Raw genomic sequence first — 14412 nt, 5'->3', positions numbered from 1 at the left:
CAACTCTCCTCCGCGCCGCCTAAAAATATTTCCGGATCACAGCAGGATCGCTGGCGAGCAGAGCCTGCCGAAATGCTGCGATTTCGAACGAAGCTGCGCGCCTCGTCGTTTTCGGCCCCGCTTATTCGGTGACGAGATCGGCGGCGCGTTTCGCCTTCTTGCCGGCACTCTTGACCGTCTCTTCTCCGACCTTCTCGGCCTCGGCGCGAAGCTCACATTTGGTGCGGATCTCGTCGAGCTCGTCGTCGGTCAAATGCTCGATTCCTACGAATGAATTGTGCGCCGCGCTCACCCGGATCAGTTCGTCGAGCTTCACCTGGATCGCCGCGCTATCGCGATTCTGGGAATTCTGAATCAGAAAGACCATCAGGAACGTCACGATTGTGGTGCCGGTGTTGATCACCAACTGCCATGTGTCGGAGTAATGGAAGACAGGACCGGTGACCGCCCAAACCAGGACGATGCCGGCGGCAATCATGAATGTCAGCGCGCGCCCGGCAGCTTGAGATGTTCGGTTAGCAATATTGCTGAAGAGTTGAGCCGCGCTGTTGCGTGGCTGGTCCGCTTTACCCTTGGCCGGACGAGTTTTCGTATTGGTCGGTTGCATCAGAAGATCGCGCCATTGAGGACCTGCGACCTAACGCGGAGGGAACTCCGAAGTTCCGCGATGTAAACAGCGACTAGGCGAGCGCGCTCTCAACGAGCCTAGCCCGCACTGAGTCGCACGCCGGCGCGCAAGAACTTCTGCGGATCGACCGCTTCGCCGTCGATGCGGGTTTCATAGTGCAAATGCGGGCCGGTGGATCGGCCGGTCGACCCGACGAGACCAACGACCTGGCCGATCTTCACGATCTCGCCGACCCGGACATTGATCTCGGAGAGATGGCCGTAGCGGGTCGCAAGACCATTGCCGTGATCGACCTCGATCATGCGGCCGTAGCCGCCGGACCAGCCGGCGGAGACGACCTTGCCGTTGGCAGTGACGCGAACGGGATCGCCGCTCGCGGCGCGGAAGTCGAGCCCGGTGTGCATCGCGGGCCGGCCGAGGAACGGATCGCTGCGCACGCCGAAGCCGGAGGTGAACTCGACCTCGCCGATGACGGGCTTGCGATAGGGCACGAGTGCGAGCGTGCGATTGAGCCGGTCCATCTCGGCGCGGGTGCTGTTGATGCGATAGAGCTGCTTCTCGAACGGCCCCGAACTGGCGGTGAGCTTAACGGGTACGAAAGGCCCGCCCATTGCCGTGCGCGGTACGGCGGCTTCGAGATTTGCGAGGTTCAGGCCGAGATCGCTGACGACGCCGCGCATCCGGCGCATGCGCGAATCCATGCCTTCCTCGACGGCGTTGAGCGCCGCCATCTGGCGACGCTCGACCTGGTCCAGCGAGGTCGTGAGCCGAACGACGACGTTGTCGAACCCTTGATTCTTGGCGAATTGATTGACGGGCGGAGCTGCGAGGGTCGGCGCGCGCGACTCGAGCCGCGCTTCGCGATCCGGCGGTGCCACGAAGATGACGGTGTCGCTAATTGGCGAAGGCTTAGGCGTGCCCTGCGTCGTCTGGCTGGCATCGCCACGCTGCGGGGTGGAGCGGGGAATCGATCCGGTCACGTCCGGCATGGACCCGAGCGCCGTGGCACGGGACTCCAGCGCCGTCTGGCGCTTCATGATCTGGTCGAGCTTCTGGTCGAACTGCTCCTGGTCGAGCAACTGCCGGCTGGTGGTGCGGTCGACTTTGGCGCGTAGCTCGGCGATGCGGTCCTCATAGGCGTATTGCATCTCGGCCTGCCGGGCGATCAGCCGGGTGAGGACGTCGTCGCGGAAGGCGAAATAGGTCGCGGTTGCGGCCGACCAGAGCCCGAGCAATACGATCGTGCCGACCACGATCCAGAACACCACAGGCCCCAGGCGAACCTGCTTGCCGTGATGCACGATAGTGTAGGCATCGTCGGTGTCCGGAAGGGGAAGCGCGGTTGCCACCGCGGCAGCACGGCGATGAAAGGCGCGTCCGTGGTCGTGGGGGTGATGTTGGGGGTACTGCGAGAATTGGGCAGAACTTTTCGACATCGGCACTCCCGCGCCGATCGGATGAGTCCGTGCGGCCTAATTGCCGCGGCAATCTGGGCCGGTCATGGTTAATTTTCCGGAAACGGAACCGCTTGAATTTAAATGATTGGTTAAAGGCTCCTTGCGGCTTCCAGCACCTCGTCGGCGTGGCCGTCGACCCGGACATTGCGCCAGATCCGGGCGATCTTGCCGTCGGCGCCAAGCAGCATCGTGGTGCGAAGAACTCCCAGGAAGCTCTTGCCATACATGGACTTTTCGCCCCAGGCGCCGTAGGCCTCCAGCATCTCGTGCGTCTCGTCTGAAATGAGGGGCACGCCGAGACCGTGCTTGTCGCGAAACTTGTCCTGAGCCTTGACCGGATCGGCGGAGATACCGAGCACGGCGGTACCAGCCTTGGCGAAGGCGCCGGTCAGCCGGGTGAAGTCGATGGCTTCCCTGGTGCAGCCCGGCGTGTCGGCGCGGGGGTAGAAGAACAGGACCAGCTTCTGGCCGGCATAATCCGACAGCGCGACGACACCGCCACCGTCGCGGGGCAGGCGGAAGGCGGGGGCCTTCTGACCCTCGGCCAAGCCGGCCTTCGCCGTCGCTTTGGGCGCTGATGCCGATTTGGAAGAATTTAACCGTTTCGATGCGGCCTTATGCGATGCTGTCTTTGCTATGGTCCCAGTTGATTTGCTCGCCGGTGTCCGCTGTGTTTTCGCGGACTTGGTTTGAGTCGCAGCCCGCACTTTCACGGGTGTCTTTTTAGCCGTCGGACTGCCGGAGGGCGTTTTGGACGATTTCTTTCGGGATTTCTTGGACATACGCCTTCCTTTCGTCGCTTTCGGCGGGTCAACCAAAGCGGTATTGCAGCCCTTTTCCGCTATGCCGGAATCGTGCCCTCTGCGGGGGGAGTCTGACGACGCCGGAGTCTGGTTACAAGGAATTCCACGCACCACCCCACTGCTCGTTGAACGCGCTCCCGGGGCGACATGACGAACAGAAGGAATATTCGAGGTATGGCGGCAATGCCGGCGCGGGAGGCTTCGCTTCCCGTCGACGGCTGCGGCCCCGGCGGCGCTCAATCCCACGACGGGCGCCTGTATCGAGAGGCAATGGCAAGGAATACGTCGCCCCAGGATTACAATCGGGATTCGGATCGGCGCGGCAGCCAACCAGAGCAGCAGCAATGGGACGACGCCGATTGGGATCCGGATCAGGAAGCGGCGGCGGGCTATCGGGCGCGCCGGCTGCTGTCGCGTTCCAACTCGGGCTTCCATCGCTTCGCTGACGGGTTTGGGCCGCTGCGCCGCTGGCTGGGCGGCGGTCGCTGGCTGAAGCGCGTGGCCGTGGTCGTCGGTGCCCTGATCGTCATCTTCGTCGGCTGTTTCGGCGCACTGTGGTGGCGGCTCGGCGCCGGTCCCATCAATCTCGACATTGCGACGCCGTGGCTCGCGGCCGCGATCGAGGACAATATCGGTCACGGCAATACCGTGGAGGTCGGCGGCACGCAGATCGAACGGGCCGGGCGGATCCGGATCGCCGTGCGCATCCGCGATATCGTCGTGCGCGACCACGATCACGTCATTGTCGCCACGGCACCGAAGGCCGAGGTGAAGCTGTCGGGTGCAGGCCTGCTGATGGGGCATCTGCGCGCCGAAAGCCTCAACCTCGTCGATGCCGAGCTCGCGATCCGGATCGCGCCTGACGGCACCGTCACGGTATCTGCTGGCGACACCGCAAAGCCGCTCGCAACCGGCGTCGCATCCAAGAAGGACGCGGGGCTGCCGCCGACTTTCCCGCGCAACGGTGTGCCACCGCCGCCATTCGCCACCGAGCCTGCGACCTCCGACGCATCGCAAGCCGCGACCCAGGTCACGGCTCCGACCGGCATTCTTCAGAGCCTCGACTGGCTCGACAGTCTGAGCATGACCGGCCTCGACGGCCAGAATCTCAACGAGATCGGCCTGAAGAACGGCAATCTGATCGTCGACGACCAGCAGCGTGGCAGCAAATGGACGTTTGAGAATATCACGCTCAGCCTGCGCCGACCGAGCCGTGGTGGCGTCGCGCTCAGCCTCGGCGAGGAGGGCGCGCGTCCGTGGTCGCTGCGTGCCACGATCGGCCCCACCGAGAACGGGGTGCGCTCGGTCGATATCCGCGCCGACAAGGTTTCGACCGCCAACATCCTGCTGGCGCTGCGGGTGAAGGATCTCACCTACACCGCCGACCTCCCGCTGACCGGCGAGCTCAAGGGCGAGCTCGGCCGCGACGGCGTGCCGACCTTCTTTCGCGGCAAGATCGCAGTCGGTGCGGGCAACATCATCGACACCGATACACCCGATTATCCGATGGCGATCGACTCGGCCGAGATCAATGTCGAGTGGGACGCCAATCGGCGGGTGCTGGTCGCTCCGTTCAAGGTCCTCTCGGGCGCGAACCGTATGACGCTTCTGGCTCATGTCGAGCCGCCCAACGGCACCGTCAATGACTGGCAGCTCGGTTTCAGCGGCGGTTCGATCCTGCTCGGCGGCATCGACAACGAGCCGCCGCTGGTCTTCAACCGTATTGCGATCGGCTTCCGCTTCGACACCGACCACAAGAGGCTGCTGTTGACGCAGGCCGATATCTCCAACGGAGAGATCGGCGTCGCCGGCACCGGTGCCATCGACTATTCGGGCGAGCCACGGCTGACATTGGGTTTTGCGGGAACGCCGATGTCGGCCTCGGCGCTCAAGCGGATGTGGCCGACGCTTGTCGTTCCCGAATTGCGCGAATGGGTGATCGAGCGGATCGAGCGTGGAACGCTCCAGCGCATCGAGATCGGCGTTAATTCGCCGACGAAGAATCTTCCGCGCAAGGGCCCACCCATTCCCGACGACGGCTTGTCGGTCAATATCGTGGCGAGCGGTGTCACGGTTCGCCCTGTCGATGGCCTGCCGGTGGTGCACGATGCCGATTTGAAGGCGCGCGTGACCGGGCGCACCGCGACCGTGAACATCGGGCAGGGCATTGCCGATACGCCGGCGGGTCGCAAGGTCACGATTTCCGACTTCGTCTTCGAGGTGCCCGATATGGCGCCCAAGCCGTCGCCGTCGCGAACCAGATTCCGTGTCGAAGGTCCGGTGCCTGCGGCTGCCGAAATGCTTTCCAACGATCGCTTGAGCGATCTGTCGTCGACCGTCATCGATCCCAACGCCAGCAAGGGGACGTTCTCGGCGAACGTCCAGCTTGGGCTGCCGGTCAAGGGCGAGCTGACCAAAGCCGACACCACCTACAGCGTTACCGCCGATCTCAATGGTTTTGGTGCCGACAAGCTGGTGATGAACCAGAAGCTGGAGGCCAACAACCTCAAGGTCGTCGCGAGCAATCAGGGCTATCAGGTAAAGGGCGACGTCAAGATCAACGGGCAGGCGGCCTCGCTCGATTATCGCAAGCCGGCCGAGGGCGATGCGGACGTCAAATTGCAGACCACGCTGGACGATGCGAGCCGCGCGCGCCTCGGGTTCGATCTGGGCCCCGCCGTCAGCGGATCGGTGCCGATCAAGCTGTCAGGCAAGATCGCCGGGGGACCCGACCAGACGACCAAGCTCGGCATCGAGGCCGACCTGACCTCGGTCAAGCTCGACAACATCCTGCCCGGCTGGGTCAAGCTGCCGGGCAGAGCGGGCAAGGCCAGCTTCAAGGTGGTGCCGACAGCGCAATCCACGCGCCTGGAGGAGATCGTCATCGAAGGCGGCGGCGCCTCGATCAAGGGGTCGCTCGAGGTCGATGCCAACGGCGATCTCATGAACGCGAACTTCCCGACCTACGCGCCGTCCGACGGAGACAAGGCGTCGCTGAAGGTGGAGCGCAGCCAGGACGGCGTGGTCAAGGGCACCATGCGCGGCGACGTATTCGACGGCCGCGGCTTTCTGAAATCGGCGATCTCAGGCAATTCCAAGGACGATGCCAAGAGCAAGACGAAGAACGTCGATTTCGACATGGACGTGAAGCTCGGCGCTGTCATGGGGTTCAACGGCGAGGCGATGCGCAGCGTCGAGGCCAAGATGTCGCGGCGCAATGGTGCGGTCAAAGCCTTCACGCTGAGCGGCAGGATCGGAAAAGACACGCCTGTGGCCGCCGATTTGCGCGGCGGCCGCGCCCAGGGCAACCGCGAGGTGATCTATCTCCAGACCAGCGATGCCGGCAACTTCCTGCGCTTCACAGACACCACCAACAAGGTCTTCGGCGGCCAGATGGTGGTGGCCATGGAGCCGCCGACGTCAGAGCCTACGACGCGGGAAGGCCTGATCAACGTGCGCGACTTCTCGGTCAAGGGCATGGATCAACTCGATCGCGTGGCGGCGGGCGCTCCCAACGGTGCGCAGAGCGGCGTCGCCTTCACGGCGTTGCGCGCGGAGTTCACGCGGCAGAACGGCGCGCTCACGATCCGCGACGGCGTGGTCAAGGGGCCGATGATCGGCGCCACCATCGAGGGCTCGATCGACTTTCCTGGCAACCAGGTCTGCATGAGCGGCACCTTCGTGCCGATGTATGGCGTCAACAACATCTTCGGCCAGATCCCGTTGTTCGGCATCTTCCTCGGCGGCGGCAACAATGAGGGATTGATCGGCGTGACCTACGAGGTCGTCGGCACGCCGGCCGCGCCCGTGATGCGCGTCAATCCGATTTCGGCGATGGCACCCGGCCTGTTCCGCAAGATCTTCGAATTCAACACCGGCAAGCAGAACTCGCCGTTCGAGGAATTTCCGTCGCAGTCGAGCGACGGCTCGACCGGAACGACGCGCCAGCTCTCGAGCGGCTGCACCCTCGCGCGGCGATAGCGGCGAGCTACCCCCTTCTCGTGTCCGAGAATGAATGCGGATAGTGTTTTGCGCGCAGCCATCTTTCGAGACGCCCGCTCCGCGGGCTCTTCGGGATGAGGTCCTCTTCCAAAGCTGAAACTTAGATCCTCATGGTGAGGAGCCCGCGGAGCGGGCGTCTCGAAACACGAGGCCCGTACGCCGCCTTACGCCGCGCGCACGCCCGCCAGGAAGGTCCCGACTTCGCCGGAGAGCTGTTCGGCCTGCTTGGAGAGGTTTGAGGCCGCGGCGAGCACCATGCCCGCGGCATTGCCGGTCTCGTTTGCTGCCGTGCTGACGCCGCCGATATTGGTGGTGACTTCCTGGGTCGCCTCCGCCGTCTGCGAGACGCTGCGGGCGATCTCGGCAGTGGCGGCGCCTTGCTCCTCGATCGCAGCGCCGATCGAGGTGGCGATCCGGCTGACCTCCTCGATGGTGGCGGTGATGCCGCCGATGGCGTCTACCGCTTCCTTGGTCGCGCCCTGGATCTGGGCGATCTTGTCGCCGATCTCGCGGGTGGCTTCCGCGGTCTGGCTCGCCAGCGACTTCACCTCCGAAGCGACGACGGCAAAGCCGCGGCCGGCTTCGCCGGCACGTGCGGCCTCGATGGTGGCGTTGAGCGCGAGCAAATTGGTCTGCGCCGCGATGCTGGAAATCAGCTCGGCAACGTGTTCGATCTGCTGGGCGCCATCGGAGAGCGCGCGCACGATGGTGTCGGTGCGGCGTGCGCTGTCCACGGCGCGACCGGTGACCACGGCGGACTGCGCGACCTGACGGCTGATCTCCGTGATGGAGGAGGAGAGCTCCTCGGCGGCAGCCGCGACCGTCTGGACGCGTTGGCTGGCTTCGGTGGCGGCCGAGCCGACGACGGCGGCGCGGCGATTGGTGCCTTCCGCGGTCGACGACATCGACTTCGCGGTCACCTCCAGCTCGCCGGAGCCCGAGGCCATCAGGCCGACGAGCTGGCCGACGGAGGCATCGAAGCGATCGGCAAGCGAGATCAGCGCGTCGCGTTTCTCCTGTTCGCTGCGGGTCTTGGTGGCGACCTGCTCGGCCTCCAGCTTGCGCGCCGTCAGCGCGGTCTGCCTGAGCACTTCGAGGGTCTCGGCCATGCGGCCGATCTCGTCGCCGCGAGCGGTCTCCTCGACCGCCGTGTCGATGGCGCCTTCGGAAATGGCCTGCATGCGGTTCTTCTGGCGGTCGAGCGCGCCGAGCACGTCGCGGGCAATCAGCCAGGACAGCGTCGCCATCAGCAGCATCAGGCCGATGCCGATCGCACCCAGTTCCAGCGTCAAGGCTCGCACGTCGGCATCGATGTCGTCGACATAGAGGCCGTAGCTGATCGTTGCGTTCCAGGGCGCGAATTTGCGCGCGAACACGGTCTTGCGGACCGGCTCGGTCTGGCCGGGGCGGGGATAGAGATAGGAGGTCACGCCGCCCTGTGCGGTCTCAGCGCCGGCCTTGATAATGGCGTCGGCGATCAGGACGCCATTGGAGTCCTTCGCACCGGTGATCTTGCCTTCGAGCTGCTGGTTGGCGCCGTTGACGATGAGGGACGTATCGGCGTTATAGACCACCGGATAGCCTTGGCCGCCATTGAAGCTCATGCGGCGGCCGCGCTGGTGGAACTGGATTTTTGCTTCAGCCTGCGTCAGCTTGCCGGCGCCGACTTCCTCCTCAAGTGATTGGGCGAGGTTGTGGAGCATATCGACGGCGGTCCGCATCTGCTGGACGCGGTCCTCCAGCATGCGGCTCTTGCTGAGCACGGACGACACCCCGATGATGGCCGTGACCGTGAGTGCCGAAAGACAGACCATGCTGGCGAGCTTGGTGCGGATCTTGAGGTGGCTCAGCAGCTTCATCACGGCCTCGACGGAATGGTTATTGTTGCTCGCGTCGGTAGCATGAAATTCTTACCAATCATGAATGGACGCGTGCGACGAGCTGCCGCGCAAGAGGCGTCCGCGAGCTGCATGCGCAAACATCCATGCGGAAATGCGCCGCGTCGGCGCTTGGCAAGTCAACTGGGAGAAAGATTGTGTGGGTCTTTAGTCCCGACCGAATCCGGTGGGAGCGGACATGAACCGATTCGTCCACCGCCTCATCATGTCGATGCTGCTGGTCGCGGTCCTCGTCCTCGTCTGGAACGTGCTGGGCTCGCGCTGAGATGGCGCCCGTAAATGTACGGGTGCCATCCCTTTATTCGCGAATCAATTGCTGACGCCTCAGCGCCGCGCGAACGCGCCGCCGGTTGTGCCGCTAGTCCTTGCCCATCGCCGCATCGGCGCTGACCGAGCCGCCGCCGGCTGCCGAGAGATAAAGGCAGGCGAAGCAGAACAGGATCGCCGCGGTGCCACCATTGAGCAGGGGCAGGAACACCGGCGTCTCGCCCTTGAACATGTGGCCCATGAAGTAGGCGAAGGCCATCTCACCCGACAGGATGAACGCCGCGAGGCGGGTGAACAGGCCGATCATCAGCAGCGCGCCAAGCACCAGCTCAAGCGTACCGGCTGCGTAGATGATCGGCGGGATGTTTGCGAAGTAGGGAAGCACCGGAAACTTGAACAGCTTGGCGATGCCGTACTGGAGCAACAGGAGTCCAGTGATGAAGCGAAACAGGCTCAAGAGAACCGGTTGAAAGCGAACGAGATAGGGAAAGTTCATTGGTTTGTGCCCTCCATCCAATGCTTGCGACTAGGACCGCATTCAGTTCTGCCCTGCAAGCCGCCCAAGGGCAATCTGCGCTGACATTTTTGTCATGTCGGACAAAAACACCGCAGCCGGGACGTTCAGTCGCGCGCCATCCACATCTTTTGCAGCTGTTCGCGTCGCGCCCATCCGTAATTTCCCGGTGACGCGAATGTCCGCAGGTTACCTTCGGGAGACCTAGCGCCGCAAGGCGGGCACAACCAGGAACGGAATCATCCCGAGCACCACGCTCGCAAGCGCGAAGGCGAGCAGCGCGTTGTAGCCGTGGGTCGCGTCATGGATCAGGCCGCCGCTCCAGGAGCCGAACGCCGAGCCGAGCCCGCTGCCGATCGAGATCGTGCCGTAGATGGTGCCGACGCGCTTGCCCCCGAAGATTTTCATCGCGGTCGCCGTGATCAGCGGTCCACGTGAGCCCATCATGCTGCCGAAGCAGACCACGAATCCCGTGAGCAGGAGGAGATTGGCGGAGTATTGCAACAGCCACAGCAGGAAGATGCCGAGGATCGAGATTGCGTAGCTGAGCAGCACCGACGGCCGACGTCCGATCAGGCCGTCGAGCGCGGACACGCCGAGCATGCCGAACACCAGCACGACGCCGGAGAAGCCCCAGGCGGTCGCGGCCTGCAGCGGCGGAAAGCCGGCATCGATCAGATAGGCCACGATCTGGGCTGCGATCGCATACATGCCGACCGCGGTGAAGAAGAATGTCGAGAACAGCGCCCAAAAGGCGTGATGGCGCATCGCGCTCGGAAGGGTCCAGCCGTGATCGACGAAATCCGGATCGGTCTTCTTTGCGATATGCGGCGAGCCCGAGGCGAACAGCCGCCACGGCAGCAGCATGAGCGGCACCAGCAGGCCGAGCGCGGCGAAGCCGAACAGCTGGTAGGTTTCGCGCCAACCGAGATGATCGATCAAAAGCTGCGAGGCCGGCAGCAGCGCCAGTACGCCGCCACCCATGGCCGAGTAGACCACCGCCATCGCGGTCGGCAGCTTTGGGCCGAACCAGCGGCCCAGCAGGATCGAGTTCGGCACATTGCCGATGAAGGCGACGCCGATGCCGACGCAGAGTCCGATCGAGAGCTGGAACTGCCAGAGTGACTGCGCGTGGCTTGCGATCAGGAAAGCCGAGCCGAGCAGCAACAGGCCGAGTGCGTAGACGATGCGCGGTCCGGAATGATCGAACAGACGGCCGACCAACGGCGCGGTCAGTCCGCTGACGAGCCAGGTCAGCGAATAGATCGAGACCACCTGGGCGCGATCCCAGCCAAAGTTTTCCGAGATCGGCTTCAGGAAGACGGTGAAGCTTTCGCTGAGGCCGCGGCCGAGCACGGCGAGTGTGAAGCAGAGCGCGAGCACCACGAGCGCGGTGCGCACGACGCCCTGCGGCGTCGCCGTGACGCGTTCCCTGGTCGCTTGCTTGGACTGTTCCTCTAGCGTGTTCTGGTCCATTGCCGATCAGGGAGCGCGCTTCAGCGCGCCCTGACAAGCAGCGAAAAGCTCATACGCCTATGCAGGCCTGAGGAGGATGTGCTTCTTCTTGCCGAACGACAGCTTGATCACACCTTCCGGCGTCAGGTCGGCTGCCGACAACGCCATCTTCTCGTCGGTGACGGGCTCGTCATTGACGCGCAGGCCGCCGCCCTTGATCTGGCGCCGTGCTTCGCCGTTGGAGGCAACGAGGCCCGCCTTGACGAAGGCATTGAGCACGCCGAGGCCGGCGTCGAACTCGCCACGTGGAATTTCCACGGTCGGCAGGCTTTCGGCCAGCGCGCCTTCCTCGAAGGTGCGGCGCGCGGTCTCGGCCGCCTCGTTCGCGGCCTCGCGGCCGTGCAGCAGCGCGGTTGCCTCGGTGGCGAGCACCTTCTTCGCCTCGTTGATCTCGGAGCCTCCGAGCGCCTCGAGCTTCCTGATCTCGCTCATCGGCAGCGTCGTGAACAGCTTGAGGAATTTGCCGACGTCGGCGTCTTCGGTGTTGCGCCAATACTGCCAGAAATCATACGGCGAGAACTGGTCGGCGTTGAGCCAGACCGCGCCTTGCGCGGTCTTTCCCATCTTGGCGCCCGATGCCGTCGTCAGCAGCGGCGTCGTCAGCGCATACAGTTGATGGGTGCCCATGCGACGACCGAGATCGACGCCCATGATGATGTTGCCCCACTGGTCGGAGCCGCCCATCTGCAAGTTGCAGCCGGTCCGCCTGGCGAGCTCGACATAGTCGTAGGCCTGGCAGATCATGTAGTTGAACTCGATGAAGCTCATCTCCTGCTCGCGCTCGAGGCGGAGCCGCACCGAGTCCATGGTCAGCATGCGGTTGACCGAGAAGTGCCGGCCGACGTCGCGCAGCATCTCGATGTAGTTGAGCTTTGTCAGCCACTCGGCATTGTCGAGCATGATGGCGTCGCTCTTGCCCTCGCCATAGCGCAGCACTTTTGCGAACACACCACGGATCGATTCCTTGTTGGCCTCGATCTCGGCGACGGAGCGGATCGCACGCGTCTCGTCCTTGCCGGAGGGGTCGCCGACCATGGTGGTGCCGCCGCCCATCAGGGTGATCGGCTTGTTGCCGGACTGCTGCAGCCAGTGCAGCATCATCATGGTCAGGTAATTGCCGATGTGCAGCGAGCGGGCGGTGCAATCGTAGCCGACATAACCGGTCACCTCGCCCTTGGCGGCGAGTGCGTCCAGCCCCTCGAAATCGGAGCACTGATGGACGAATCCACGTTCCTGCAGCGTGTTGAGGAAATCCGATTTGAATGCAGTCATTTGTCGGCGCGCCTGACAATTCTTGGTTTACTGTTTTGGGAGCAATTTAAGGGTCTTCCGTGGGAACTCGGTTGCTGCCCGCTACTTTGGCCTGTGGCATTATAAGATGTGTCCCTCTGGCACAAGATCGGCATGCCGGAAGGGTCTCTTGAGGACGCTGATCCATGATGTTGACGGCACTCGGTTTGATGAGCGGCACCTCGCTGGACGGGGTGGATGTCGCGCTGATCGAAACCGACGGAAAGCAGGTGAAGGCATTCGGGCCCTCCGGCTACCGGCCTTATAGCCCGGCGGAACGCAACCTGCTGCGTCAGGCGCTGAGCGAGGCCGTGCATCTGCCGCAGCGCGATGCCCGGCCGGGGATCTTGGCCGAGGCCGAGCGCGCGGTGACCCAGGCGCATGCTGAGGCGGTGGCCGCCTTCGTCGCCCAGAACCGGATGAAGCCGGAAGACATCGACATCGTCGGCTTCCACGGCCAGACCGTGCTGCATCGCCCCGAGAAACGGCTGACGGTGCAGATCGGCGATGCGCCGGCGCTGGCCAAGGCGATCCATATCCCGGTGATGCATGATTTCCGCGCCGCCGACGTCGAGGCCGGCGGGCAGGGCGCGCCATTCGTGCCGGTCTACCACCGCGCACTCGTCCATTCGCTGGAGCGCGAAGGGCCGATCGTTGTCGTCAATATCGGCGGCGTCTCCAACATCACCTATATCGACGGCAACGACACGCTCATTGCCTGCGATACCGGGCCCGGCAACGCGCTGCTCGACGATTTCATGTACCGCACCATGAACCAGGCGTTCGACGCGGACGGAAAGTTCGCCGCGCTCGGCAAGGCCGACGAGGCCTGGATCGCGCGGGCGCTGGAGTTGCCGTTCTTCGCAAGCCCGCCGCCGAAATCGCTCGACCGCAACGATTTTGCCGCACTAAAGCTCGGCGAGGTGCAGCCGGCCGACGGCGCCGCGACGCTCACCGCCTTCACCGCGGCGGCCATCGCCCGCATCGTCCCGCTGCTGCCACGCAGGCCGCGAAGCTGGATCGTCTGCGGCGGCGGCGCCCGCAACCGGACCATGCTCCAGATGCTGCGGGAGCGCGTGGGGTCCGCCACTGTCGAGGCCGCCGAGACAGTCGGCTGGGCCTCCGACGCCATCGAAGCGCAGGCCTTCGGCTTCCTGGCCGCCCGCGGCATGAAGGGCCTGCCGTTGTCGTATCCCGCTACCACGGGGGTGCCGATGCCGATGACGGGAGGGGTGATCGCGCGGCCGTGAGGTGATCCTACATCGATACCGGTCGATGCAAATGCATTGAACTTGACGAGTGTATGCAAATGCATCTATATTGGATGCAGTTGCATCCAGCTGCTGGGATCATGCCATGACCGCTTCCCTCAAACTGATTAGCCACAAGCTCTGCCCATACGTGCAGCGCGCGGTGATCGCGCTCAACGAGAAAGGTGTGCCGTTCGAGCGGGTCGACATCGATCTCGCCAACAAGCCCGACTGGTTTCTCAAACTGTCGCCCCTCGGCAAGGTGCCGGTGCTGGTCGTGACGAGCGAGAAGGGTGAGGTCGCTCTGTTCGAGAGCAACGTGATCTGCGAGTACATCGAGGAGACGCAAGGCGGTCTGAAGCTGCATCCGACTGATGCGCTCGAGCGTGCCGAGCATCGCGCCTGGATGGAGTTCGGTTCGGCGATTCTCGGCGATCTCTGGGGGCTGGAGACCACGACCGACCCGACGACCTTCGAGAGCAAGCGTCAGGCGCTTGCGGCGAAATTCGCGCGTGTCGAAGCAGCGCTCGTGGCGGGGCCTTATTTCTCAGGCGAGGCGTTCAGCCTGGTCGATGCGGTGTTCGCGCCGATCTTCCGCTATTTCGATCTGTTCGACGAACTGACCGAGCACGGCATCTTCAAGGATCTGCCGAAGATCCAGGCGTGGCGCGCCGAGCTGGCAAAGCGTCCGAGCGTCCGTACTGCGGTGGGCGCGGACTATCCGCAATTGCTGCGCGCCTTCCTCGTGCGCCACGACGCGCATCTGCTCAAGCTTGCGGCCTGAGCCC

The 14412-nt window shown here is 64.1% G+C and carries 10 protein-coding genes; 3 read left to right on the top strand and 7 right to left on the bottom strand.

The genetic code is table 11. The annotated features are described in order from the left end of the window. Positions 1-121: 121 nt before the first annotated feature. The 3 genes from ACVIN2_RS03545 to ACVIN2_RS03535 form a co-directional block, all read right to left on the bottom strand. A complete protein-coding gene (locus ACVIN2_RS03545) occupies positions 122-607 on the bottom strand; it encodes a low affinity iron permease family protein (protein ID WP_456764509.1) in 486 nt (161 codons plus the stop codon). A gap of 98 nt (positions 608-705) precedes the next feature. After that, on the bottom strand, positions 706-2064 hold the full coding sequence (locus tag ACVIN2_RS03540; protein WP_456764508.1) for a peptidoglycan DD-metalloendopeptidase family protein: 1359 nt from the start codon (positions 2062-2064) through the stop codon (positions 706-708). A 110-nt stretch (positions 2065-2174) separates the two neighbouring features. Further along, positions 2175-2867 carry a peroxiredoxin gene (locus ACVIN2_RS03535; RefSeq protein ID WP_456764507.1) on the bottom strand — a complete coding sequence of 231 codons (693 nt, stop codon included), beginning with the start codon at positions 2865-2867 and terminating at the stop codon, positions 2175-2177. Positions 2868-3071: 204 nt separating this feature from the next. Here ACVIN2_RS03535 and ACVIN2_RS03530 point away from each other — a divergent pair, with 204 nt between their 5' ends. After that, the gene (locus ACVIN2_RS03530; RefSeq protein WP_456769636.1) at positions 3072-6869 is read left to right on the top strand and encodes a YhdP family protein; all 3798 of its coding nucleotides are present in this window, start codon (positions 3072-3074) and stop codon (positions 6867-6869) included. A gap of 185 nt (positions 6870-7054) precedes the next feature. Here ACVIN2_RS03530 and ACVIN2_RS03525 read toward each other — a convergent pair whose 3' ends face one another. From ACVIN2_RS03525 to tyrS, 4 genes are all read right to left on the bottom strand, one after another. Next, the gene (locus ACVIN2_RS03525; RefSeq protein ID WP_456764506.1) at positions 7055-8749 is read right to left on the bottom strand and encodes a methyl-accepting chemotaxis protein; all 1695 of its coding nucleotides are present in this window, start codon (positions 8747-8749) and stop codon (positions 7055-7057) included. A 397-nt stretch (positions 8750-9146) separates the two neighbouring features. Further along, positions 9147-9551, bottom strand: a complete 405-nt coding sequence (locus ACVIN2_RS03520) for a DoxX family protein (RefSeq protein WP_007609771.1) — start codon at positions 9549-9551, stop codon at positions 9147-9149. A 222-nt stretch (positions 9552-9773) separates the two neighbouring features. Next, on the bottom strand, positions 9774-11045 hold the full coding sequence (locus tag ACVIN2_RS03515) for an MFS transporter (protein WP_456764505.1): 1272 nt from the start codon (positions 11043-11045) through the stop codon (positions 9774-9776). Positions 11046-11102: 57 nt separating this feature from the next. Continuing rightward, the gene (gene tyrS / locus ACVIN2_RS03510; protein ID WP_456764504.1) at positions 11103-12356 is read right to left on the bottom strand and encodes a tyrosine--tRNA ligase; all 1254 of its coding nucleotides are present in this window, start codon (positions 12354-12356) and stop codon (positions 11103-11105) included. Positions 12357-12520: 164 nt separating this feature from the next. Between tyrS and ACVIN2_RS03505 the strand changes: the two genes are divergently transcribed. Together ACVIN2_RS03505 and ACVIN2_RS03500 are read left to right on the top strand one after the other, a co-directional pair. Further along, positions 12521-13624, top strand: a complete 1104-nt coding sequence (locus ACVIN2_RS03505; RefSeq protein WP_456764503.1) for an anhydro-N-acetylmuramic acid kinase — start codon at positions 12521-12523, stop codon at positions 13622-13624. A gap of 106 nt (positions 13625-13730) precedes the next feature. Further along, positions 13731-14408 (top strand): glutathione S-transferase family protein, encoded by a 678-nt coding sequence (locus tag ACVIN2_RS03500; RefSeq protein ID WP_456764502.1) that lies wholly within the window; start codon positions 13731-13733, stop codon positions 14406-14408. Positions 14409-14412: the final 4 nt, after the last annotated feature.

It is taken from the genome of Bradyrhizobium sp. USDA 3650 (genome assembly GCF_054057395.1).
Note: the sequence above shows the minus strand (reverse complement) of the source record. Positions and strands in the feature narration are given on the sequence as shown.